The organism is Arthrobacter liuii, assembly GCF_014639275.1.
Classification (GTDB): Bacteria; Actinomycetota; Actinomycetes; order Actinomycetales; family Micrococcaceae; genus Arthrobacter; species Arthrobacter liuii.
Genome location: NZ_BMFW01000044.1, coordinates 1 through 23,156 on the forward strand (window position 1 = coordinate 1; position 23,156 = coordinate 23,156).

19 protein-coding genes are annotated in these 23,156 nt (G+C 63.1%); 10 read left to right on the forward strand and 9 right to left on the reverse strand.

Going from position 1 to position 23,156, the window contains the following annotated elements:
* Positions 1 to 237: hypothetical protein (locus IEW19_RS21555; protein WP_229748655.1), on the reverse strand; the 237-nt coding region annotated here is incomplete at its 3' end.
* 724 nt (positions 238 to 961) lie between these two features.
* On the opposite strand from IEW19_RS21555, the gene IEW19_RS23740 reads away from it, so the two are divergent.
* From IEW19_RS23740 to IEW19_RS21570, 3 genes are all read left to right on the forward strand, one after another.
* Positions 962 to 1,297 carry a DUF309 domain-containing protein gene (locus IEW19_RS23740; protein WP_268236318.1) on the forward strand — a complete coding sequence of 112 codons (336 nt, stop codon included), beginning with the start codon at positions 962 to 964 and terminating at the stop codon, positions 1,295 to 1,297.
* Between the two features lie 512 nt (positions 1,298 to 1,809).
* The gene (locus IEW19_RS21565) at positions 1,810 to 2,763 is read left to right on the forward strand and encodes a hypothetical protein (protein ID WP_188573611.1); all 954 of its coding nucleotides are present in this window, start codon (positions 1,810 to 1,812) and stop codon (positions 2,761 to 2,763) included.
* 288 nt (positions 2,764 to 3,051) lie between these two features.
* A complete protein-coding gene (locus tag IEW19_RS21570) occupies positions 3,052 to 3,981 on the forward strand; it encodes a hypothetical protein (RefSeq protein WP_188573612.1) in 930 nt (309 codons plus the stop codon).
* A 203-nt stretch (positions 3,982 to 4,184) separates the two neighbouring features.
* Here the strand turns inward: IEW19_RS21570 and IEW19_RS21575 are convergent, their stop codons facing one another.
* The 6 genes from IEW19_RS21575 to IEW19_RS21600 form a co-directional block, all read right to left on the reverse strand.
* Positions 4,185 to 4,838 (reverse strand): TIGR02391 family protein, encoded by a 654-nt coding sequence (locus tag IEW19_RS21575; RefSeq protein WP_188573613.1) that lies wholly within the window; start codon positions 4,836 to 4,838, stop codon positions 4,185 to 4,187.
* 375 nt (positions 4,839 to 5,213) lie between these two features.
* Positions 5,214 to 8,438 carry a type I restriction endonuclease subunit R gene (locus IEW19_RS21580; RefSeq protein WP_188573614.1) on the reverse strand — a complete coding sequence of 1,075 codons (3,225 nt, stop codon included), beginning with the start codon at positions 8,436 to 8,438 and terminating at the stop codon, positions 5,214 to 5,216.
* Positions 8,435 to 9,451, reverse strand: coding sequence for a PDDEXK nuclease domain-containing protein (locus tag IEW19_RS21585; protein ID WP_229748656.1), 1,017 nt, complete (start codon positions 9,449 to 9,451; stop codon positions 8,435 to 8,437). Before IEW19_RS21585 ends, IEW19_RS21580 begins: the two co-directional genes overlap by 4 nt.
* An 83-nt stretch (positions 9,452 to 9,534) precedes the next feature.
* Complete coding sequence (locus tag IEW19_RS21590) at positions 9,535 to 10,629, reverse strand: restriction endonuclease subunit S (RefSeq protein ID WP_188573616.1); 1,095 nt, start codon at positions 10,627 to 10,629, stop codon at positions 9,535 to 9,537.
* The gene (locus IEW19_RS21595; protein WP_188573617.1) at positions 10,626 to 12,254 is read right to left on the reverse strand and encodes a class I SAM-dependent DNA methyltransferase; all 1,629 of its coding nucleotides are present in this window, start codon (positions 12,252 to 12,254) and stop codon (positions 10,626 to 10,628) included. The genes IEW19_RS21590 and IEW19_RS21595 overlap by 4 nt, the downstream gene beginning before the upstream one ends.
* Positions 12,254 to 14,314 carry a hypothetical protein gene (locus IEW19_RS21600; RefSeq protein WP_188573618.1) on the reverse strand — a complete coding sequence of 687 codons (2,061 nt, stop codon included), beginning with the start codon at positions 14,312 to 14,314 and terminating at the stop codon, positions 12,254 to 12,256. The genes IEW19_RS21595 and IEW19_RS21600 overlap by 1 nt, the downstream gene beginning before the upstream one ends.
* 241 nt (positions 14,315 to 14,555) lie before the next feature.
* Between IEW19_RS21600 and IEW19_RS21605 the strand changes: the two genes are divergently transcribed.
* From IEW19_RS21605 to IEW19_RS21615, 3 genes are all read left to right on the forward strand, one after another.
* Positions 14,556 to 15,215 (forward strand): PspA/IM30 family protein, encoded by a 660-nt coding sequence (locus IEW19_RS21605; RefSeq protein ID WP_188573619.1) that lies wholly within the window; start codon positions 14,556 to 14,558, stop codon positions 15,213 to 15,215.
* Positions 15,216 to 15,262: 47 nt separating this feature from the next.
* On the forward strand, positions 15,263 to 15,910 hold the full coding sequence (locus IEW19_RS21610) for a DUF4352 domain-containing protein (RefSeq protein WP_188573620.1): 648 nt from the start codon (positions 15,263 to 15,265) through the stop codon (positions 15,908 to 15,910).
* Between the two features lie 386 nt (positions 15,911 to 16,296).
* Positions 16,297 to 17,712, forward strand: coding sequence for a DUF2130 domain-containing protein (locus IEW19_RS21615; protein ID WP_188573621.1), 1,416 nt, complete (start codon positions 16,297 to 16,299; stop codon positions 17,710 to 17,712).
* Positions 17,713 to 18,234: 522 nt separating this feature from the next.
* Here IEW19_RS21615 and IEW19_RS23745 read toward each other — a convergent pair.
* Positions 18,235 to 18,426, reverse strand: coding sequence for a hypothetical protein (locus IEW19_RS23745; RefSeq protein ID WP_229748657.1), 192 nt, complete (start codon positions 18,424 to 18,426; stop codon positions 18,235 to 18,237).
* Positions 18,427 to 19,236: 810 nt separating this feature from the next.
* On the opposite strand from IEW19_RS23745, the gene IEW19_RS21625 reads away from it, so the two are divergent.
* From IEW19_RS21625 to IEW19_RS21640, 4 genes are all read left to right on the forward strand, one after another.
* Positions 19,237 to 19,665, forward strand: a complete 429-nt coding sequence (locus tag IEW19_RS21625) for a hypothetical protein (RefSeq protein ID WP_188573623.1) — start codon at positions 19,237 to 19,239, stop codon at positions 19,663 to 19,665.
* A 77-nt stretch (positions 19,666 to 19,742) separates the two neighbouring features.
* Positions 19,743 to 20,093, forward strand: a complete 351-nt coding sequence (locus IEW19_RS21630; protein ID WP_188573624.1) for a DUF8317 domain-containing protein — start codon at positions 19,743 to 19,745, stop codon at positions 20,091 to 20,093.
* A 548-nt stretch (positions 20,094 to 20,641) separates the two neighbouring features.
* Positions 20,642 to 21,523 carry a response regulator gene (locus IEW19_RS21635; RefSeq protein ID WP_188573625.1) on the forward strand — a complete coding sequence of 294 codons (882 nt, stop codon included), beginning with the start codon at positions 20,642 to 20,644 and terminating at the stop codon, positions 21,521 to 21,523.
* 748 nt (positions 21,524 to 22,271) lie between these two features.
* The gene (locus IEW19_RS21640; protein ID WP_188573626.1) at positions 22,272 to 22,706 is read left to right on the forward strand and encodes a hypothetical protein; all 435 of its coding nucleotides are present in this window, start codon (positions 22,272 to 22,274) and stop codon (positions 22,704 to 22,706) included.
* A 97-nt stretch (positions 22,707 to 22,803) separates the two neighbouring features.
* Here the strand turns inward: IEW19_RS21640 and IEW19_RS21645 are convergent.
* On the reverse strand, positions 22,804 to 23,156 hold a 353-nt coding region (locus tag IEW19_RS21645; protein ID WP_229748658.1), incomplete at its 5' end, for a hypothetical protein.

Genomic DNA, 23,156 nt, shown 5'->3' on the forward strand with positions numbered 1-23,156 from the left:
CCCGAACTGGGCGCTGAATACGGCCAGGTCTGATTCGGCGCTCGGGTCGTTGTAGGCATCAACAATGACAATCGTCGTACCACTGCCCACTGTCGACGAGGTGGGGAAACCGTAAACTCCCTGCACGGTCCCCGGGGCGAGGCCGGCGGGTGTCGTCGTGGCATCTGGTTGGACACGGATGGGGTGGTTGGCGTAATGCTCGTGCGGGTCCGGTGAGTCCGCTACCGCCGCGGTCACACCGGCCGTTGCGGTGAATAGAGCGAGCGTAAGAATGGGTGCGATACGACGAAACCAGGACGTCTGATACTCCCGGAACAATAAGCACGGCGTAGATAATTAAAGGACCGCGGAAGACCTGCACGCGCGGCCGGAACATAAAAAGGTCAGCCCAATCAAAGTTTATTTCACCCTGGGTGAACAAGGCATGGACTGGGCGGCGAACGGTAGATCCGGCTATGCGGTTTTCTATCCAGTCAACGAGGGTCGTTGACAGCACATAATGCTTTACCGGGCGGCGGAGCGGCTACATTTGCCGGGTTGCATTACGAACCGGGCGAGGTGTTACACAGCCGCGTACACGCCAAGCATTACAAAACAGACCCCGGGTTGGCGCGGCCTGCTGAACACGTTCAGGTATGTCTTGCGAACGATCGTTATCGGACGTCTCTACTGTCGAGCGAGCACCATGACTAACTCAATGGCCAACTGGGCACTCCAAACTCTGTCAACGTTTGAGGATCTGACGACTGCGACGGAGCAGACATGCGTCCCGGGCGAAGTGAATGGCTTGGTTCGAAGGGCCGAGCTATAGCATTGGGCGGATGAAGGTTGCCAAGGTCCACGGACGCACAGAGCGGAAGCTGCAGTGACCGGCGACCGGGATCGGGATGCTTCAAGGCGCCCGAGGCAGGCACGGCCACGTGACGCTCTTGGACGGCCGCTGCCTTACGGAAGCGCTGGCGTGGAGCCTGTCTCGGAGGAGCCGCTGCCGCCCGCGGAGACGTTGATCTCGGCCCGGAGCCTAGTGGAAGCGGGCCGGCCCTTCGCCGCGCATGAGGTAATTGAGGCTAGATGGAAAGCTGGGCCGGCCCAAGAACGCGACCTTTGGCAAGGTCTCGCTCAGATCTGCGTCGGGCTCACCCACGCCGCCCGGGGGAACAGCGTTGGCGCGTTGCGGCTTTTCGAGCGCGGTGCGGCTCGGCTCGAGGAGTACGGTTCAGGCGGAGGGCCGACCTATGGGCTCGATTTGTCCGCCGTTGTGAGTTGCGCGCGTAATCGGATGGGCGCCGGCGGCTGAGCTCGCGAGCTTCCTCGGTGAGGCGGAGGGATGCACTATCTCCGGGGTACTGCTAAGAGTTTGTCGTACTCGAAAGGTTCCAAATGCGACGGTGCGCTTCAACCCAGGAATCCCGGCATCTCAGAGGCAAAGTGTCGGAGGGCGGGTCTAGGGTAGTGACGTGAACCAAAGCGTTGAGTATCCGGGTCTCATTTGGGTCAAGGATCCGATTAGCCTTGATGGCCAGCCGACCGGCGCAACTCCACGACGAAGGCACCACGAGGATTGCTCGCACTTTTATCGTGCCAGCGACGGTTCGATGCTCGGCCCGGCGCCGTACCGCGCGTCGGAGGAGCAGATGCGCGCTCTCCCCCCTTGCCAGACGTGCGCTGAAATGTCGCCCGGCTCCGGCGCCGCCGGCCGTGATGTAGCTGGCCGAAGGGGTGATGTCTGTGAGTCGTGCTTTATGGAACGGCCCCTGACTGGTGCATGCCCGAACTGTGGGGACGAGTGACGTATCAGTGAAGCCGGTGATGGCAAAGCTCGAATTTGGGTCGCTCCGCGAAGCTTGGAAGGGCGAGGCAGCGGACTTCACGCCGTTGCTCGCGGAGCAGTTGGATGCCATTGGCGACGAAATTGGTGTAAACCTTCTGGCTGTCGGCCGGACTGAGGTTGCGACGGCTGGTGGCCGGAGTATCGACATCGTGGCCCAGGCGTCCGACGGCCCCGAATTTGTGATTGAGAACCAGTACGGGCGTGCCGACCATGACCATCTAACCCGTGGCCTTGCGTACGCTGTCGCTCGCGGCGCTCGTGGTCTTGTCGTCGTGGCGGAGGAGCACCGAGATGAGTTCCGGGCAGTAGCGCAATACCTGAACGAACTTGCCGAGCACGATGCAGAGCACGGAATTGCGGTGTGGCTCGTAGAAGCCAAAGCGGTTCGCATTTCAGGGAGTCCCTGGGCCCCTCTATTCAGCGCCGTGATCTCGCCGAACTCTTTCACGGCTCAAGTCGAGCAGGCCAAGCAGTCCGAGAAGCCGCTGAGTCTCGACGAGTTCCTCGCGCTGTGCGAGACCCTTGAGATCAGGGGGGCGATGAGCGTGCTCGTCAAGCGGTGGCAAGCACTGGGTCACCTCGTATGGCGATACTCGGGCTACGTCAGCCTCGCTGCGAAGGGGCCGGCCAAGAGTGGGGAGCGTGGAGTGCTTGCCCTCTTTCCAAATGGTCAGGTTGCTGTGCCGTACGGGGCTTTTGCAGGCCAGAATACCGGTATCCCGATCTCGGCACTTACGACTGAGGACTTCCGCAGGCGGGCCGAGTCGCTCTTCGGGTCCGCCGGGACAAGGTGGACAGGTCGCACCCCGCCGGGCTGGGTTAGTCACGAACAGGTGGACCAAATCATGCAGTTCGCAACTGAAGTCGCGGATGCATATGCGGCGGCGCTGGCAGACAAGAATGTGTCGGACGTGTTCCTCGGTAAGGAATGACCGTTCTTTCTTCTGTCGGTCCCACTGCTTAGGTCTAACAACAGAACCTGCGGCTGTGAGCGCCGATGGCTAGTCTCGGGCCGTGTTGATCGATCACCTATCGATCCTTTCCTCTGGGTCTCCCACCCCCGGTGCGGGATCCTTAACGAACCACGCCGCAGAGGGTTCCCGCCCTGGAGCAGCTTCGATTGAGGACGGCACCGCACCTTTGGATTCCCCATCCACTCTCGGGGAGGACCAGACTTGGCGACGGCCGTTAGGCTGCAGGTCTAGTAGAAGGATGTGGTGATGGCAGAAGCGTTGAAATCCCAGGCCCGATCTGAGGGCTTCTCCAGCCGGTCCAGCGGAAGCGGGGGTGTGGGTCCAGAGGAGTGCCTGAGCGAACAGGACGTGCAGATGATGAGGCAGATCGTGATCGGCCTCGTCCCGGATGCCAATGTCATCACCCACCTCGCGGTCGGCCAGCGGGCGCGCCCCGGTTCGAGGGCGGAAGCGTTCTTGTCCGATTCGGTCAACGTCCCTACCTCGACCGGCGCCTCCCATCTTCAGTCTGCCCATCTTGCGATCGGGTTCTACAGCTTCGCCGCCCTAGACCACATGCGGTCCTTCTCGATGCTCCTACCGAAGGACGGCCCCGTCATGTCGCTTGCCACCCTCACCCGGGGAGCCGTCGAAGCGTTCGGCAACGCGCACTACCTGCTCCAGGCCAGCTCGCCATCGGAACTCCTGCGCCGGCATCTCAACCTGGGCATTGCAGAGTTCTCCACCTCGGCGAAACACAACGAGTTCACCCTGTTTAATGGTGAGCACATCAATGGTTCCGCCTACATCCACGGCCTCAAGAAGGTCCTCGCCGGTGAAGGCCTCAAGGCCGAGAGCGTCCGCGTCACCGCTCTGGCCTCAACCGTGCTGTCCGACAGCGCGCCCGGCGCCCCCGGTCGCGCCTTCTACTCCCAGCTCTCAGGCGTCGCCCACGGTGAGACCGCAGGAGTCACGATGTTCCTAGGGAAGGATATCGAAGCGGGGATCGGGTTCGTCCGGAGACGTGATGTGATGCTCCCGTATGCGGGCATGCTCTTCGGGACGTGCCGGCTGGTCCTGGACCAGATCATCAACCACTTCGGGGTGGAACAGGAGCATCGGAATCGCTGGGTCGGGGTCCTCGAGCGCGCCGAGCCGTGGATCGACGACCTGCGCAGCACTGACCCCGGGCTATGAGGTTCAGTAACATGCCAACGTGATCCCAGTTCCAGTGCGCTTCTCAAAAGTGCCCAAGAGCCAGTGGGACGAGATCTGGATAAAAGGCCCGGTCGAGGATCCTTTGCCGGACGCGTGAGACCGACCTGCCATGCGCAACACGGAGCAACCACGACACGCCGGTAGGGGCGAGGGCGACCCGGCGGTAGGTGGCGGTGATTTGGTCAGACCGGCTCGGCGGTCTGCCGCTGTTCGGCGCGGTGCACGATGCGCAGGAGCAGGTCGGCGAGCTGGACGACCTCGGCTGCTTCGATTGGATCGTCGAACTCGACGGTCCGATGGCTGGCCGGATTCTTGTACAGGCCGATGGCCCCGGCGAAGAGGTCAGCCGTCGCCTGCTGCTCGCCGCGTTCCGCATCAGGATCGCGGAGCGCACCGTCGTCAGGGCTGTACGCTCTGCGCATGAGCTTGACGCCGAGGAGTTCGTTGGTGAGACAGGCAGCCCGGCGGACTTCGACCTCGACGGCCTTCATGGCGGCGAACGAGGCGGTTTCGTAATCGCCGAGCGCATAGATGGTGCGGGCTTTGGAGAGGGCTGGGTCGAGGTCACCGGCGAGGCGTTCGGCTGCCCACACCTTGTCCAGCGCACCCGGGTCGGCGAGCAGCTCGCGCGCGAGTGCGGTGGGGCGTTGCCATGGCGCACTGGTAGCGCCGTTGTAATCGAGAGCGAGCATGCCGTGGGCTTCGAGCCATGCCCATGTCTCAGCGACGCGTGCGGCGAGCTGGTTCGCATCGGGTTCCTCGCGGTGCTCGTGCTGGACGATGCCCTGCACGACGTTGTTGAGGTTCGCCTTCTCGCCGCTCGCGTATTGGGCCAAGACACGGAGTGCGAGGTCGGGCAGTGGCAGGTTTCGGATCTCGTCCGCGCGCAAGTCGTCCATGTGATGATCGTACGCTTGGGTATGGCCTTAGCTGACGGGCCGACATGCCACGGTCCGCCCGCTGCATGTTCCCGCCTGGCAGATAGCGTGAGTTGGTACCTTCGTTCCGGGTTGTTGGTGTGCAATCTCGCTACATCGTGCACACCACATACCCGGACCAGCAGTACCAACAGAAGCTATCTGCCAACCGCCCGCCTTACCAAGCTTGTTTTGGCATTAAGAACCGCTGTGGTCCTGACCGAGGCAGGGCACGTGCAGCCGGCAAGGCATGGAAAGACGCACACTTTAACGGACTTAGTGCGCGGCTTCGAGCTAAAGCCGGGCCTCTGCAAACCGCGGCGCCATGGCCTCCATTTGTTCCATGACCAGCTTAATGGCCTCGGGCTGCTTGTCCGGCGGATACCCGTTGATCACCAGGAGCCGTTTGATGGATGCGCGAAGTTTCGCCCGGACGTCGTCCCGAACCGTCCAGTCGGTGCGCACATCGCGCCGCATGACGCCAACGAGCTGCCGAGCGATCTCGGCCAGCTTCCCTTCGCCCTGGACCTCCACCGCGGACTCGTTCTGGGCCACCGCGTCGTAAAACGCCAGCTCGTCGGAGTTCAGCGGGGGGGTGAACTGGGTACCGCGCTGCCCCTCGGCCGCCACTTCGCGGGCCAGCTCCACCAGTTCCGCTATCACTTCCGCGGACGTGAGCTGCTGGTTGGTGTATTTCTTCATCAGTTCGCTGATCCGCTCGGAAAACGCCCGTTGCCGGATCACGTTATTCCGTGTCGTGTTGGCTGACTCGTCGGCGATCAGCTTCCGCAGAGCTTCGATGGCGAGCTGCGGGTTCCGTGCCTGCTGGGTCTTGGCGATGAACTCCGGCGTCAGGTCATCCAGCGACGGCTTGGGCATGCCTGCCGCCTCGTAGATATCCAACACCCCTCCGGACGAAGTTGCGGAGGCAATCAGCTCTCCCAGTAGCCGCTGGATTTCCTCCGGCACGGGCTCGCCGCTGGCTTGCCGGTCGGCGGCGTCGTACTTTGCCATCCAGACGCGGATCTCTTCGTACACCTGGATCTCGGGCCGCAGCTCGGCCAGCGTTTCGGACCCTGAGCAAAGGGCCCAGGCCCGGGACAGCTGGCTGGAGAACCTGCGGTACTTCGCGGCCAGCGACTCTTCGCCGTCGGCGGCCTGGTTGCCAGGCGTGCCGGGACTCCGCAGGTAACTGACGGCACCGGTGACGGCGTTCAGGAATGCCTTGGGGCCGCCCTTCATCAGCACGGCCCTCCAGTCGTACCCCGCAAGCAGCTCCCGCAGGGAGCCCACGAGCGAAAGCGTCACCCCGATGGCCTCGTCAATGTTCCTACCCACCGGCTTGTTCGCGCGGTCGGACTGCGTGTATTCGCCCAGAGCCTTGGCCAGGTTCTCCGCCAGCGGCGCGTATGCCACCAGCAGCCCGTCCTCTTTGCCGCGGAACGTGCGGTTCACACGGGCCAGGGTCTGCATCAGCAGCGCGCCCTTGAGTGGCCGGTCCAGATACAGGGTGTGAAGGGGCGGGGAGTCGTAGCCGGTGAGCATCATGTCCTTGACGATTACCAGTTCCAGCTCGTCGTCCACGTCCTTGAGCCGCTCCTTTACCGTTGCGTTCAAAGAGTCGCGGCGCACGTGGTCGGAGACCGGCGGCACATCGGACGCCGTGCCGGAGTAGACCACCTTGATCTTGCCCTTGGCCAGGTCATCGGAATGCCACTCGGGCCGCAGTTCCACGATCGCCGTGTACAGCTTTGCGCAGATTTCCCGCGTGCCGCCCACGATCATCGCCTTGCCAGGGGCCTCGATGAACTTGCCCATCCGGGCACGGCGGTTCTCCCAGTGAGCCACCAGGTCAGCGGCCAGCGCCGCGATCCGCTGCGGCGCGCCGTAGACGGCGTTGACGACGGCGACGCTCGCCTCGATGCGCGCCCGTTCCGTGTCGTCAAGGCCCAGCGTGGCCTCGTCGGCGGCCTGGTCCAGAATTTCCTCGGTAAGGTCGGAGGCCAGCCCCACCTTGATCAGCCGAGGCTCGAAATACACCGGGACGGTGGCGCCGTCCTCCACTGCACGGGAGAGGTCGTAGATGTCGATGTACTCACCGAACACGTCCTGGGTGTTGCGGTCATCGAAGGAGATCGGCGTCCCGGTGAAGGCGATCAGCGTGGCATGCGGCAGGGCGTCGCGGAGGTGCCGGGCGTAGCCGTCCAGGTCGTCGTAGTGGGAACGGTGGGCCTCGTCCACCACCACGATGATGTTCCGCCGCTCGGACAGCAGCGGGTGGTCGGCGCCGGCGTCCTTCTCGGACTTGCTGCGGCCGAACTTCTGCAGAGTAGTGAAGTAGATGCCGCCGGTGGTGCGGTTGCTCAGTTCCTCGCGGAGCTCGGAGCGTTTTTTGATCTGCTTGGGGGACTCTGCCAGCAGCAGGCTCCGGTCGAAGCCCTCGAACAGCTGGCCGTCGAGTTCGTTGCGGTCCGTGATGACCACGACGGTCGGGTTCCTGAGTTTGGGGTGCCGTGCCACCAAGTTGGCGTAGAGCTCCATTTCCATGGATTTCCCCGAACCCTGCGTGTGCCAGACGACCCCGGCTTTGCCGTTGCTTTCCACGGCCTGGACGGTGCTGCCCACGGCTTTGGTCACGGCAAAGTACTGGTGCGGCTTCGCGATGCGCTTGCTCAGCCCGTCCGATCCTTCGTCGAAGGCGGTGAAGTTGCGTGTCAGCTGCAGGAACCGCTCTTGGTTGTAGAGACCGTGGAGTGCGGTCTCCAGCGCGGTCACGGCCTCGCCGTTCTCCATGTAGCCCGGGGCGACGGGCACGCCGTCGTCGTCCACGTTCCAGGGCGAGAAGTGGTTCAGGGGAGTGAACGGCGTGCCGTACTTGGCCTGGATCCCGTCGGAGGCGAGCGTGAAGACGCAGAAGCGGAACGCCATGGGGAATTCGCGCAGGTAGGTCTGCAGCTGGGCGTGGGCGGCCGCGACGTCAGCCGTGGCGCTCCCGGCTTTCTTCAGTTCGATGACACTCACCGGCATACCGTTGCAGTAGAGTACGACGTCGAATCGGCGCTTGTAGTCGCCCTGCACCAGGGTGACCTGGTTGACGGCGAGCCAGTCGTTTTGGTCCGGGTCTGAGCTGAGCAGGTGGATGGTGGGGTTGGCCTCGTTGCCGTCCGAGTCGATGTAGCTGAGCCGGTAGCCGTCCACGAGGTAGTTATGGATTCGGTGGTTCTCCGTGATGGCGTCCTGCGACTTGGGTGACGCGATCTCGGCGAGGGCCTGCTGCAGGTATTGGACCGGGACCGTCGGATTGAACCGCTGCAGCGCGGCCAGCAGCCGGGGCCGGATCAGCAGCTCGTCCCAGGAATCCCGCTCACCGGTGCCGGGCGCGATGTCCTGCCCGGAAGCCGGCCGCCAGCCGAGCGGCTCCGCCAGGAGCCCCAGGGCCATGCCCTCCCAATCGGCTTCGGAAAAGGCTACGGCTGGTGTCGCTGTCACGGTGGTTCCCCCTGGTTGACCGGAAGTCATTCTAAAATATCGCCTGAAAGTTCGGCTTCAAGTTCGCTGATGGTGGGAAGGCTGGATGCAAACTCCTCGGGGAGCGACTCGACGATCTCCGCCTTCCACTCGGAGACGCCAATGGGCATCGACGTGGTGCGCAGCGCGTACTCGGCCACCAGGTTGTTCTTGGACTTGCACAGCAGCAAGCCGATCGTCGGCTTGTCATCGGCATGGGCCAGCAGATCGTCCACGGCGGCCATGTACATGCCCAGCTGGCCGAGGAAGCCCGGTTCGAACTTGCCGGCCTTCAGCTCGATGACCAGGTAGCACCGGAGTTTGAGGTGATAGAAGAGCAGGTCCGCAAAAAACTCGTCCCCGTTGATCTCCAGCCGGACCTGCTCGCCGACAAAGGCAAAGCCCTGACCCAACTCCAACAGGAACTTCTCGATGTGCTGAACCAACTGCGTTTCGAGCTCGCGTTCGTTGCGCCGGTCCGTCATGGCCACGAAGTCGAAGACGTACGGATCCTTGAGCGACTGCTGGGCCAGGTCGGAGTCCGACGGCGGCAGGGTGGCCGAGAAGTTGGTGATTGCCTTGCCGCTACGTTCTTGGAGTTTCGTCTCGATCTGGTGGACCAGCACGTTGCGCGACCAGCCGTTTTCGACGGCAGCTGCCGCGTACCAGAGGCGCGTGTCCGGATCGCTGAGCTTCTCAAGCAGGGCGATCTGGTGACCCCACGGCAATGTTGCAACGCGTTGCAACATTGCCGTATCGGGCCATGCTTCGGCAAACGACTTCATGTATCGGAGGTTGCGGGGAGAAAACCCGCGCGCGCCGGGAAACTCATATGAAATGTCGGCGGAGAGACGCAGTACAACTTTCGCACCCCAGCCCTCGGAGGCCTCACGTTCGAGTAGATCATTGCCTATGGCCCAGTTTGTGGCTGTCAGCTCTCGATTCATGGCTTGAACGGCTTGGAAGCGTCCGCTGCCGATCCGCTGGGTGACAGAGGCCAGGAGTTCCGGGTACCACTCGGGCATGGAGCTTTGCGCGGGGGTACCCGGGAAGGAAGCGCCGTTAACGTGCTTCCGCGTACTGGGCTGGATCTCGCCCCCGTTCTGTTTCATACGCCTGCGTTCTCCAATGCCTTCTCGGCGTCCTTGACACGCAGCTTGCCGGTCATGAGCTGGGGCAGGAGAGCATCACGGGTTGCGGCGAGATTGGCATTCTCGCCGAGCGCGGAAGCGATCGCCCGCTCGATTGGTGCCAATTGTCCTTCAAGCCGTTCTTCCTGCCCTGCTCCAAGGCTTGGAACCAGCAGCGAAGCCAGTTGGCTCTTGTTGATTGACCCGAATACCGTACCCTCGGCCTCGAACGGTGCCCAAGCCTCCTCCGAGCCCTTGAGGAGATGAAACAGAGTGAATGGTCGACCTGTGTACGAACGGATCGACGCTACACCGCGTCCTATGCAGGTTCCCTCCGTCGCGAGGTTAACGCGACCAACAGGCGCGCGGACACTCAGAAGTGTGTCGCCCGGGACAGCGAGTCGGACAGGGGCGGTCGTCCATACCCTATTGCTTGGAAAGCGAACCCCGAAGTCCCGGACGCCCTGATAGAAAACGGTTCCCTCGCCGATCTCATTGAAGCTCGAGCCCGAAGGCGATGACCCCATGACTATGTCGGCAATGTCGGACAGGGCGACAGGCTGGGATACATCCAGCCCCTTCCGAGTCAGCGAAGCCGCAAGCTCGTCCGCTACCTCGACCAGTTTGGTGTTGGCAGCGATCTTGTCGTCGAGCGCGCCCAGCACCTCCGCAATCGCCCGCTGCTCAGATAAGGGCGGCGCAGCAGCAGGTATGTTTCGGAGGAAATTGCGGTTCAAGGACGGCTGTGCGCTCCCGGAATTGAACGCCATAAAGTCTATGGTGTCCAACAGGCGGTAGATCCATCGAGGATCGTTGCCCTTGAAGTCTCGCACGAAGAGACACGTGTTGAGGGGCCAATAGTCGCCGTCAACGTATGTGGCTGTGCCGATTGCAGCGCCGCTTCTCCCGATCGCCACGCCGGGCCCATGATATTTGGCGACGCTGTGCGTACCGGTAATACCAAAGGAACCAATTATTGGAACGTGCCCATCGGACCGATCTTGCGAGGGCAAGTCGTGTCCTCGTTGAAGTTCAATCAGGTCACCTAGTGTCGTCCGGATCCACTCGCTCACGAGACCCTCCTGAGCTGCTCCCGCACAACTTCCGCCAGCCGCTCCGATTCCTCGAACTGCGCGAACAACTCAGCCGACAGCCGGGCTATTTTCTCCTCGATCGGCTCGCCGTCGTCCTCCGCCTCGGCGGCGCCAACGTACCGGCCGGGCGTTAGCGCGTAGTCGGCGGCCTTGACCTCCGCGAGGCTGGCCGAGTAGCAGAAGCCGGCGGCGTCGTCGTACGTCAGGCCTGCCTCCACCGCGGAAGCGGTGCCGCGCCAGGCGTGGTAGGTGTTGGCGATTTTGGCGATGTCCTCGTCGGACAGTGCACGTTCGGCGCGGTCTACCATGTAGCCGAGGTTCCGGGCGTCGATGAAGAGCACCTGCCCGGTCCGGTCCACGGAGCCGCGCGGGCCGGCGGTTTTGTCCTTGGCGAAGAACCAGGTGCAGACGGGGATGCCGGTGCTGCGGAAGAGCTGGGTGGGCAGCGCGACCATGCAGGAGATGAGGTCTGCCTCGACCAGCTGGGCCCGGATCTCGCCCTCGCCGCCGGAGTTGGAGGACATGGAGCCGTTGGCCATGACCACGCCCGCGCTGCCGCCGGGGGCCAGCTTGGAGATGATGTGCTGGATCCAGGCGTAGTTGGCGTTGCCGGCCGGGGGAACGCCGTACTTCCAGCGGGGGTCGGACTCGGAGCGGGCCCAGTCCTTGATGTTGAAGGGCGGGTTGGCCAGGATGAAGTCCGCACCGTTGGCCCCGGTCAGCTCCGGGTGTTGGTCCCGGGCGAAGGTGTCGCCCCAGCGGGAGGCGAGGTTGGCGTTGAGGCCGTGGATGGCGAGGTTCATCTTGGCCATCCGCCAGGTGCGCTCGTTGAGCTCCTGGCCGTAGACGGAGATGTCGGAGCCGTCCATGTTGTGGGCCGCGAGGAACTTTTCGGCCTGGACGAACATGCCACCGGACCCGCAGCAGGGGTCGTAGACGCGGCCGCGGTGCGGTTCCAGGACCTCGACCAGCACACGGACAACACCGGCGGGGGTGTAGAACTCGCCGCCGCGCTTGCCCTCGGCCTTGGCGAACTTTTCGAGGAAGTATTCGTAGACCTCGCCGAGGAGGTCGCGGGCCTTGCTGGCTCCCTGGCCGGTGAAGCGGGCGGAGTTGAAGAGGTCCAGTAGTTCGCCGAGGCGGCGCTGGTCCACGTTGTCGCGGTTGTAGATGCGGGGGAGCGTGGCGGCGAGGGACTTGTTGTCGGCCATGATGAGCTCCATTGCTTCATCGATGAGTTGGCCGATGGACTTGGGCTCGGCGCCGTCGATCGCAGGCAGGCCCTTGGCGTTCTCGGCCAAATAGCCCCAGCGTGCCCGTTCTGAGACCCAGAAAACGCCGCGGCCGGTGTACTCGTCCACGTCGTCGATGAGCTGGGCGATCTGCTCCTCGTTGAGCCCGTCCGCTTCCAGTTCGGCCTGGATTTGCCCGCGGCGTTCCTCGAACGCGTCCGAGACGTATTTCAGGAACACCAGGCCCAGGATCACGTCCTTGTACTGGGAGGCATCCATGGACCCGCGGAGCTTGTCCGCGGCTTTCCAGAGGGTGTCCTTGAGTTCCTTCATGGTGGACGGGGCGAGATCCGCCTTCATCTTCGGGGGCATTAGCGGGTTCCTTCGGTGGGTGCTGGGGCGTGGTTGAGGCTGGGGTCTGTCAGGGTGAGGCTTCCGCCCGCTACGCCGTCCGTAATCAGGGTAGCGAGTTCTTCCAAATGGCCGAGGCGTTCGCGGGCTAGTTGCCGTCCGTGTTGCAGCCTGGCGAGTGTTTCGCTGAGCTTCCGGCGCTGCCCGTCCGGCACCCGGCGCAGGCGCCATTGGCGCCAGGTCTTGTCCGCGGAGGGGAGGGCATTGATGTCCGCCGCGACGACGTCGGGCACCAGGCCGCCGGGGTCCCCTGCATCGATCCTTAGCACCCGGGCTGGGAAGAGGACGACGGCCCCGCCGTCGACGTCGACCAGTGCGGCGGCCCGCGGACTGGTGCAGAAGACAACGTCGCCGGGCTCGGTGAGACGGCCGGCAGGGTAGTTGGCGGCGAAGTCGAGCAGGGTGATGTGGCGAGGTTCGGCGCTGTGCGGGTTGAGTAGCTCGGCCGGGCCAATGACCCGTGGTCCGGCTGTCCGGGTCAGGTGGGCGTCGATCAGCCGGTTCCCTTGTACGTATTTGAGGTTGCCGGCAGTGATCATCTCCTGGACGGACGCGGGTTGGGGGTTCGTGTTTGCGTCCGCTGGTTGCACTGCGAGGTCTGCTGACATCTCGGGTTTTCCGGTCTGCTGGAGGCGGATCAGCTCTTCCATACGGAGGGCAGCCTCGGCGGCCGCCACGGGAGTCGATGCCCTTCGGGTTTGTCTTGCGACCAGGGCGCCACTGCTGGCGAGCAGGGTGCTGGTCTGCACCAGGCGGGCGAAGCGGAAGGAATGGGCGCGCACCGTGGCGCGGTTTCCCATGGATGCAGCGACGTCGCTGACCAGGTCCTGTCTGGCGTCTTCTGTGAGGTTTTGGGTGCTGAGGTCCGCCACCATGGTCCAACGCCCGGCAATGGGCACGTCTGCAAACGACGGTCCCAGCACCCACAACGCCTGGGCTTCGCGCGGCTTGGAACGCAGCAGTCCCTGAGGCAGCCGGACGATCGCGCGTACCCGGCCCGTCCGCAGCAGTCCCGAACGCAGGCCCGAAGCCGCGGCCACCGGCACATCGCAGAGAACCCGTGCCGGTGCGATGATGACCGCCCGCTGCTGATCGTCCATCTGCAGGACAAGGTGTTCCACAGCCGCGAGAATCTGTTTGGCGCCCATGCCCGGCTGGCCGGGGGACGGATACTGTGCCACGTGAACCACAGCTCCCTGGACGGCAAACTCGCCGCTGGGTTCGGCCCGGATCTGGCGCGCCTCCACACCGTGCACGCGTAGGCGGCGGCGTACCAGGCGGCCGGCACCGCCGTCGTCGTCCATTGTCAGGAAAGTGACGGGAGCACTCTCGCCGGCAGCGTCCACGATGCCCATCAGGAGGTCGCTGCCGCCGCGGGTGGAATCGGCAAACACCGGATTCCCTCCGAGCGTGGCCGCCAATTCGACCGCAGCCGCGGCAATCAGCGCCACTGTGGAATCGGTGAGGGCGGTATCCGAGTGCTCCCGCAGTCCCGCCCGGAACCGGGCGGCCAGCAGCTGTTCGAAGGCGGCCGGGGCGTTGTAGGCACTGTCCACGAGACGGTCCACGAACGCTGCCGTGGAAGCAAGCGATTCGGCGTGGGCTTCCAGTTCCGAATAAAGGAACGTGTCATCGGGGTCGATCTCGTCCGCCATGTCCAGCAGTTCGTCCGGGCTCATTCGCCCGAGTGTCTTGCCCGTCATTGCTTTGAGCGTCAGCAGCGCTGTGAGGGCGTGCACCGGGGATCCCTGGATGCCGCCGGCGGCGGTGCCGGGTATCCGGGCGAAGGCGGCAACGTCGTTCATCGACTCGGGGTTATTACCCCGTCCGGTGGCGTCCAACCAGCCGGCAATCTGGTCGGCGTCGAACAGTTCACGGCCGCCCTCCAGCGCCGTGGGTTCGGGGAACGGATGAGCTGACCCGGCACTGCGTTTGCGCCACATGGAAACGACGGGACGCTGGACCTGTGCCAAGGCCGCGACGTCCGAGAGGGTCATGTGCAGGGTTTCTGTTCCGTTCATTTGCCCCTCCTTAAGACGTCGACCCTCAGCCTAACCGGGTTCGGCAACGTTTCGTCTGAAGTGCTGATAACGGGGGTTATCAGCGTTCTTTGGTGCTGGGGTGTCGGGATGGCCGTAACTTCAGTTGTGCGGCTGCGAAGGAACCCTCCGGAGCTGCGACGGCGGCGGGGAACCACGCATTGGGGGACCGGTATCCCGCCGCCGCTCAGCAGCCATCCGTCCCTGAACAGAGGAAGAGACCATGTTGAACACCGAGACCGACGAGCCGGAGCGAACGCCGGCCAATGACGAACCCGAGGAAGCTCCGCCGTCCAGCGAAAAGGGAAACCCGGGACGGAGCCGGCGAATCTTCGCAACCATGGCCGTCCTGGCCCTGCTTGCTGGATCGGTAGCCGTCGGCACCACACTGCCGGACCCGAAGTCCAGCGAAGCCTATGCGGCGCTGGCCGGGGAGAAGGCCTCCGTGGAGTCCGAGCGCGACACAGCCAAGTCCAGTTACGAGTCGCTGAAATCGAAGTACGACACGCTGCAGACCGGCATTTCAGACCGTGAAGCCAAGGTCACCGCCCGCGAAACCGAGGTCGGGAAGGCCGACGCAGCCGTAAAGACCGCCGAAGCCGCAGTCAAGGTTCGCGAAGACGCAGTCACCGGCGCCGAGAAGACCAAAGCCGCCAACACAGTTGGCGACGGAACCTGGACGGTGGGCAAGGACATCGAGCCGGGCACCTACCGTGCGGCAGCTAACGTCGGCTCCTCCTGCTACTGGGGGATTTACGCCACCGGAAGCAACGGCAGCAACATCATCCAAAACGACATCCCGGGCGGCGGCCGCCCTGCAGTGACCCTCTCCAGCGGACAGGACTTCAACTCGACCCGCTGCGGCAAATGGGAAAAGCAGTAACACGCCCTCCACACATCATTCGCCAACCCAAGAAAGGCATCACCCACATGAACCAGCAGAATCCTCAAGCGCCCGTCGCCGAAAGCATCACCACCCAGCCGCGCCCGTTCTTCAAGAAGAAGCGCTTCCTGATCCCGGCCAGTGTCCTGGTGCTGGGCATCGCCCTGGGCTCCTGCTCCGGGGGCACCAAGCAGGCCAGCGACGTGAGCCCTACTGCGCCGTCATCCGCCGCCGCATTGTCAGCGGCTTCATCGGCAGCCCCGGCACCGGCAGCCCCCGCGCCGGCCAGCACACCCCCGACTGCAGCCCCCGCCGTCGGCGTTCCCTTCAGCGTCAAAATGAGCAACGGCAACATCGCCAGGATCACGATCCTTTCCGCCGTCCGGGCAGCCAGCGTCAGCACTACCACGTTCGCCACTCCGGCGAAAAACGGAAGCTATCTGCTCCTGGATGTCCTCTGGGAAACCGAATCAGGCAAAACCAGCTCCAACCCGTTCTACTTCTCCGCCAAGGACACCAACGGGCGCAAAGCCGATCTAGATCTCTTCGCAGACAACCAACTCGCCTCCGGAGACGTCCTGCCCGGTGATAAAGCACGGGGCTTCATCGCCTTCGACATCGCTCCCGGCCCATCAACGGTGATGATCGCCAACACGCTCATGCAGGAATCCGCACGGATCCAGATACCGGGATAAACCATAAGGGGCTGGTGAAGGTTTGCTTGCCCAACTGACAACCAACCCCTCAGCAGCCCCCGAGACATCACCACAGTCTGCGTCGAATGTCGGTTTGCGGCCGGTACAACATGCACATCAAGTGCAGACACCCTCCGGGAGCAGCCGCGCCGAACGCAAGCCGCAGCGGGATCGCCTTGGGGGATAGTTTGGGGCTCAATGACTGACGGGCCACTCGGCATATCGCCGTAACAAGCCCGGCACGCTGCTGTTCGCTCCGGCGCTGGGTCGTATGCCGCCGGGCCGGAGACCGGCGTATCTCGATAATTTTTCTCCCCTCTGAAAGACCAGAGGGGCACTCAAGTGCGGCCGTTCGAGGCCGACCTAGCCTGATTGGGGTTCCAGCTATGCATGAAATCAAGTGCCCGCACTGCGAGCAGACATTCACTATCGACGAGGCCGGCTACGCCGACATCGTCAAGCAGATTCGCGACGCTGAGTTCGAACAACAGCTCCACGAGCGGCTCGAGCTGGCCGAGCAAGACAAGGCCAACTCGCTCGAACTCGCGCAGACGAAGGCCGCCAGTGAACTTCAGAAGACTGCGGCTGCCAAGAATGCCGAGATCCAGGAGCTGAAGGCCAAGCTCGAGGCCCGTGAGGTCACACAGAAGCTCGCTGTAGCCGAGGCGCTGAGTGCCGTCGAAAAGGAACGCGACGCGCTCGTGAACGAGCTCGAGCAGACGAAGCAGGAAAAACAGTCATCGGTGGAGCTGGCCGAAGCGAGGCTCGTCAACGAACTCCAGAAGGCCGCCGCGACGAAGGACGCCGCCATCCAAGAGCTCACGGCGAAGCTCGAGGCTACTGAGATGGTGCAGAGGCTCGCGATCACCGAGGCAGTCAGCACCGTGGAAAAGGAACGGGACGAACTCAAAAGCGGTCTCGAACGAGCCGAGCTCGAGAAGCAGCTCGGCGAGAAGTCTCTGAAGGACAAGTACGAAACCCAGATCAAGGACCGCGAAGAACAGATCGAGCGACTGCGAGACCTGAAGGCGAAGCTGTCGACCAAGATGGTCGGTGAAACCCTCGAACAGCACTGCGAGATAGAGTTCAACCGCATCCGTGCCACAGCCTTCCCGGACTCATACTTCGAGAAAGACAACGATGCCCGGGCCGGTAGCAAGGGCGACTACATATTCCGTGACTCCGACAATGCTGGTACGGAGATTGTCTCGATCATGTTCGAGATGAAGAACGAGAACGACGGCACCGCGACAAAGCACAAGAACGAAGACTTCCTGAAGGAACTCGACAAAGACCGCACCGAGAAGGGGTGCGAGTACGCCGTGCTGGTCTCGCTACTCGAGCCCGACAACGAGCTCTACAACACTGGGATCGTTGACATCTCTCACCGCTACCCGAAGATGTATGTCATCCGGCCACAGTTCTTCATCCAATTGATCGCGCTGCTGCGGAACGCCGCGATGAACTCCCTCAAGTACAAGACCGAGCTCGCACTGGTCAAGGCGCAGAACATCGATATCACGAACTTCGAGCAGCAGATCGAGGACTTCAAGGACGTGTTCGGCCGCAACTGGCGGCTTGCTTCCGACGGTTTCGGGGAGGCGATCAAACGTATCGACGAAGCGATCAAAGACTTGGAGAAGACGAAAGCAGCTCTCCACAAGTCAGCCAACAATCTGCGGCTTGCCAACGACAAGGCCGAAGACCTCACAATCAGGAAGCTCACACGAGGCAACGCGACAATGGCCGCCAGGTTCGCCGAGCTGGAACAGGCTAAGACGGCCGAGTGGGAAGTCAACTGACGCGGCCTTTTGCAGGAGCCGTTGAATGCATTGCTTCAGCACGGATCCCGGAAGTCGCCGTAGCCGCGAAAGACTGATCAACAGCTTCTGAAACAGTGAAGGCTGGCACTCGAAAAGGTGCCGGCTTTCGCTGTCGCTGTGTGGCGTCAATCCCTGGGTCTGCACGCCTGAAGATACCCGCCAAATTCAATCGATAGCCTGGCAGTAACTCCGGTTGCCCGAGGGGACAGAGACACCCACCCAATTTTCATGGCCCAAGTCCGGGATTCCGTGCGATGAGTTACGTATGTCAATTACCTGATCGGCAGCAGGCCGAGGGATTCCCTGATTGACAGAGTGCAGTGAAGGTAACCATCCCATTTGGGTTCCGCCCACAGGCCCCGGGCAGCGCGTTACGGCGAGGGAAGGCCTTGACGAGTTTCGCCAGGGCTACCGCGACCGGTGGCTGCAGTGCCGGCGGGAGGGACTTGGCCATGGGCCCAGCCTAAAGGACAACGCCGGGCAGGAGAGCCGGTGCGGCCCTTAGCTGGACGGCGCACCTTCAATGGAGGCGTCCTCCGCGGGAAAGCTCCGGAGCATGGCTGCCATGCTCCGCACGGATGCAGGGTCTTCCTGCCAGGGCCTGCCGCCGCGTGAACAGGCATGAAAACCGGTGACAGCCGACTCCTTCGCCGCCTCGGCCAGCTCAGCCCACGCCGCTTTCAAATCTGCCACCTGCTCGGGACTCAACGGCTCTTGTTCCCTCGGCGCAGCCGCCACTACCCGGGCGGACGCGCCAGTACCCGTTGTCGTCTTGCGCCGGCTAAACCAGCTCCGCAGGCCCATAAGGTTCCTCCCCAATATAGAGTCCCGCCAGGAGCAATAACTTCCCCTGTGCTGCTGCGACTGTCGGGACATATCCACCGTACCAACACCCCAGGCAGTGATCGGCGGCAGGGCAGAGGACCGCAAGCGGTGGGAAAGAGGCCCCCTGCCCTGGGGTGTAAACATCCTGCTGCTTACGCCTTCGAGCATCCCACATAACGGGGCATCGGGGGAGTTCTTGGCCTCACCGTCACCGACCTACTGGGGGGCATTTCCGGTGACGGGGGCAGTACAAGTTTACCGCCGGGAGGACTGGTTTCCGCTGCGCTGCAACCAGCTGAAAGAGCGTCCGCTGGCGCGGCCGGCTGTTGGGTCCAGGGGCGCCGTCGCAGGGCTCCGGACCCGCTGGCCCTGTTGTTGACGTCTTCGACGCCTTTTTTTGGCTGCTGTCCTGTCGGATTGTACGTGCCCGCTCCGGCCCGTCCAGCCCCTGTCGTTCCTCCCGGGGCCTGCGGTGCGCAATTCTTCGACGGCGCTCCTTCGTCGCTGATTTCCTTACGAAGATTTCCGCACCTTGCCCTCACGGGTGGACGGGCCTCCGTCGGGCACAGCTCCGCAAGCTTCGCCAGCAGCCAAAACAACGCGGGGGAGAAGGGGAGCTGGCCGGTCACCATAGGCCGCCCCACCCACCCACTTCTCGGACAAGAAGGAACGAACATCATGAACGCAGTCATCAGGAAGACCGTGACCCTGGCCGATACCGGGGAAACCATCGAGGACATGACCGTGCTGGGCGATTACCACATGAACGGCGGCTACGACTGGATGGATCTCATCGAACAACACGGCTGGACCGTGCTCTCCTGCTGGGGTTCGGAGGGCTGGGATCTGGGCCAGTGGCCCTACGTGATGGTCGCGGCAACCCGGACCGCTGACCGTATCGGGAACCTGTTCGGCGTTGCCACGTACTGCGAGGGCGACGTGACCTGCACCTACTACCGGACCAAGGCCCGCCAGTGGGACGCGATCACCGAACAGGCGTTCTTCCACTGGAAGAACGGCCAAGCCGACGGCCCGGACGACCTGCCGGAAGCCGCCGCCGAGCTGCCCAGCCGCTACCGGATGCCCTGCACCGTCAACGTTGCCTAACCACCACCACACCGCTGTGCTGGCCGGCCCCAGGGCCGGGCAGCACAGCCCCACCAAACCCGTAAGGACATCAACAGATGAGTAACGACACCACAGCACCCAAAGGCATCACCGCCCTGATCTACCGCGACGACCTTGGCGCAGACTTCTCCAACCGGGGCATCTCCGCCAAAGTCATGGAAGTGACCGTCATTGGCGATGGCATCGACCCGGTGTTCGCTGCCACCGATGAACGCCCCGCCGTCCGGCTCGTGAGGAACAAACACTTCAAGGACGAGACCGTTATCCACGCCGAACCCGTCACCCCGGCCGGGGAACCTAAGCCGTGGTACATGTTCGGCGGCACGTTCATCTACAGCAGTGACGCACGCTTCCGCCGCGCCGCCGGACACTATGGAGCGGTCCCGCTCCACGACCGCCGCGAATAGCCACGAGGTGACCGGCCTTTCCGGGGCCGGTCACCGCGGGCGGTCCGCCGCCGGCGTGGCTGGCTTCCGGGGGTGGTTGCCGGCGGCGGACCGCCGAACGCGCGGGAGCGGGGTGCGCGGTTGCTGCCGCCGGCGGCATACCGGGGCCGCGGCGCGGGTGGGGTGGGCGGTGGTTGGGGGAGGTGTTCGCCAGGGCTCACAAGGGAAATGGGCGTCCGCTGGCGCGGCCGGCTGTTGGGTCCAGGGGGCGCCGTCGCAGGGCTCCGGACCCCCTGGCCCTGTTGTTGACGTCTTCGACGATGCTCCTATAGTCGTCAAACTGGGGATGGCTTTGCGCTGGTAGTGACAGGTTGTCCTGCGTTGGAGCCCGGGCGGGGTGTTGGGATGCTGCTTGTAGGTCTAGCCTGTAGGTGAGTCGGCAAGTTCGTTCGCTTTTGCAGGTACCCGTTCTTAGGTAGCTGTTCTCCTTTTCACGGTGGGGCCAGGGTGGCAGCAGGAGACTAAAAGGCGCCTTTTGGGGTTGTTAAGGGCGAGCGAACGGAACCAATATGGCTACTGGCTATCAACCTGATTCGGCGTCGTCTTCCTTCGGGAGCGTGTATGTCGTGACCGCTGAAGAGCTGGTGGGGCAGGGTTTGCGGGGGCTGCTGGAGGATAGCGGGTTCGACGTTGCCGGTGAATCCCGGTCTGTGCGCCAGGCGGCCCGGCGGATCCCTGCGGTACGTCCGGATCTGGCTATCATCGACGATGTTCTTCCCGATGGTTCCGGTGCGGGGCTTTGCCGAACTATTGCAGCCGCTGATGCCACCACCCGGTGCGTGCTGATGACGGGCGAAACTGACGAAGCGGTTCTTATTGGCGCTATTCTGGCCGGTGCCTGGGGGTGTTTGTCACAACAGGACGACAATGAGGAGCAACTCAGGCTGATCCGGCGGGCAATGCACGGGTATACAGCCTTCAGTCGTCGTTTCCAGGCGGGTATCCTGGCCCCGATCCATGCTGACGGGACGAACGGGCCCGACGGTCGGTTGGGGATGCTTTCGAAGCAGGAACTGAAGGTAGCGATCGGAATTGCCCGAGGGCTGACTAACGGTCAGATAGGACAGGAGCTGTTTCTGGCCGAGAAGACCGTGAAGAACATGGTCTCATCGGTGTTGATGAAATTTCACATGGCACGAAGGACCGAGGTCGCGGTGTTCGTCTCCGGGGCACTTGAAAACACAGGAGACCTCGCACAGGTGTATCAACGGAGCCGTGACCCGGACCTGATCGCGGAAGTCACCGCGGCGCTGGTGATCTGCACGAGCGAGGCTGGCAACACGCCGCCGTCCGGCAGAATGTTGCTACTGGATGCCATGCGGCTTGCTGATGCCTTGACGGTCACAAGGGCTAAGGCCCATGGCGCAAGGAACTTGCAGGAAGGCGAATGAAGTTTGAAGGTCCTGAGGCCACGATTTCAGGACCGCCGAGTCCCCCCGGCACAGACGCTGTGCCAGGGCGCGGCCAGCACTAAGGGGCCCGGGCAGGTTCCTCTCAGCGTCGTTTATTGGGGGGCGTTGAGGGGACCTTGCGAGGCTGGGTGCGGTCAACGCCTCTGCTTGGACGGTGACGCGTGATCTCTAAGGGGAAATGGGCACCGTCTAGAGAGAACCAATACCAGGTGACGGTCAAACCGGGACGAACGGGTGGAAAACAATCATTACCGCCCACCCTTCGGCACTGCCCAGCTGCCCGGGAGTGCTTGTAAGAACAGCGGCTCAAGGGAGGGCCCCTGGCAGGACCATGCCCAGTCAGGCTAAAAACTGATCGACGGTCCTGAACTGATGGCCGCACTGTCAATATTTCTGAATCGGTTTAGCTCAAGAGCGTAGGGGTAACTATTACTTATCGTGGTTGAGCATCCGGCCGGACCGCCTTTGCGATAAGAGCTCCCATGACTTCTCCTGCATCAACACAGGGCCTAACCCAGCTCATTTCCCTCCTGGCATTCCGCCTGCGTAGCCGTGACAGGTCTGGCGCGTTCGGATTGGCAACACTGCACCGGCGCGGCCACTCGGGCTCCGTCCGCCGGGCACTCTGCGTCCCCTCGAGAACATCCTCTCGCTGCTGACCGCCGCAGGCTTTAGACCCGCAGATACCGCCCGCGTCTACCGCGCCTTCCAAGCATTCCTTTACGTCGTGGTCGATTCACGGGAACACATCGAACACGCGCTCCTGAACTTTGGCGCCACCGATGTTCTTTTCAGCCAACGCGGACACCTGCACGCCATCGCCTTCAAGGCCTGCGGGCGGCAATTCCGCATCGTCCTTTCAGCGCCGCAATCCGACGAGCATCCAGCTGTCCACGGGGACCCCTTACCGTCCGGGGAATCCGCAGCGAAGACATTGGACCTGAAGATCCGCAGATTCTGGTACGCCTTCGCCCTCTCAACAGACGCCAAACTCGCAGCGGCCGCTGCCGGCGTCGCTACCCTGGAGTCGAAATTCCTCGCCCACGTAGTACTTCCGGGAAACCACACCGTCATCGACGAACTCGAACCCGTCATTGCCTCGGCCTACCGCTCCGGGCAACGACCCTCTATCAGAGACGGAGCACCGCCGCAATTCGTCTAGCCAGACCAGGGGCCGCGCACCGAACAACCGAGGGGAAGGCATACCCAAAGGACACCCCTCCGCCTGACTGGACTACCGGACGGCGAATCCCGCCCGCTCATCGGGCAGAGCGAACGAGTTCTTCCAGTGTCACTATCAGAACTTCAACCTCGAGCCCTTGAAGGAGGGGGATGCCGTGGATGAAGCCATCCAACTCCAAGACGTCAGCACTTCCTCCCCGCGATATGTACTGAAGCCATAGGTCGTCAAGGGAGAACTCACCTGTTTCCAGGAGATGGAGGGCTGCTGGGCGAGGATCGTATTTTTTCAATTTTGACCTCTGCAGGGACTGTCCGATAAACGGTGTGTGGGGTCCGGCGGTTTTCATTAGTGGAAGGTTCTTTCGAACCGGCCAGCGAAGGTGATCGCGAACGCGTTGAGCGCAGGCTTCCACCTCATCACCCAGCGTGC

Coding starts and splice junctions, on each gene's coding strand:
- IEW19_RS21630 (WP_188573624.1), top strand. CDS start 19,743: ATGAGTAACGACACCACAGCACCCAAAGGCATCACCGCCCTGATCTAC.
- IEW19_RS21585 (WP_229748656.1), bottom strand. CDS start 9,451: ATGCCCGAGTGGTACCCGGAACTCCTGGCCTCTGTCACCCAGCGGATC.
- IEW19_RS21635 (WP_188573625.1), top strand. CDS start 20,642: ATGGCTACTGGCTATCAACCTGATTCGGCGTCGTCTTCCTTCGGGAGC.
- IEW19_RS21600 (WP_188573618.1), bottom strand. CDS start 14,314: ATGAACGGAACAGAAACCCTGCACATGACCCTCTCGGACGTCGCGGCC.
- IEW19_RS21580 (WP_188573614.1), bottom strand. CDS start 8,438: ATGACTTCCGGTCAACCAGGGGGAACCACCGTGACAGCGACACCAGCC.
- IEW19_RS21570 (WP_188573612.1), top strand. CDS start 3,052: ATGGCAGAAGCGTTGAAATCCCAGGCCCGATCTGAGGGCTTCTCCAGC.
- IEW19_RS21565 (WP_188573611.1), top strand. CDS start 1,810: ATGGCAAAGCTCGAATTTGGGTCGCTCCGCGAAGCTTGGAAGGGCGAG.
- IEW19_RS21595 (WP_188573617.1), bottom strand. CDS start 12,254: ATGCCCCCGAAGATGAAGGCGGATCTCGCCCCGTCCACCATGAAGGAA.
- IEW19_RS21610 (WP_188573620.1), top strand. CDS start 15,263: ATGAACCAGCAGAATCCTCAAGCGCCCGTCGCCGAAAGCATCACCACC.
- IEW19_RS21625 (WP_188573623.1), top strand. CDS start 19,237: ATGAACGCAGTCATCAGGAAGACCGTGACCCTGGCCGATACCGGGGAA.
- IEW19_RS21615 (WP_188573621.1), top strand. CDS start 16,297: ATGCATGAAATCAAGTGCCCGCACTGCGAGCAGACATTCACTATCGAC.
- IEW19_RS21605 (WP_188573619.1), top strand. CDS start 14,556: ATGTTGAACACCGAGACCGACGAGCCGGAGCGAACGCCGGCCAATGAC.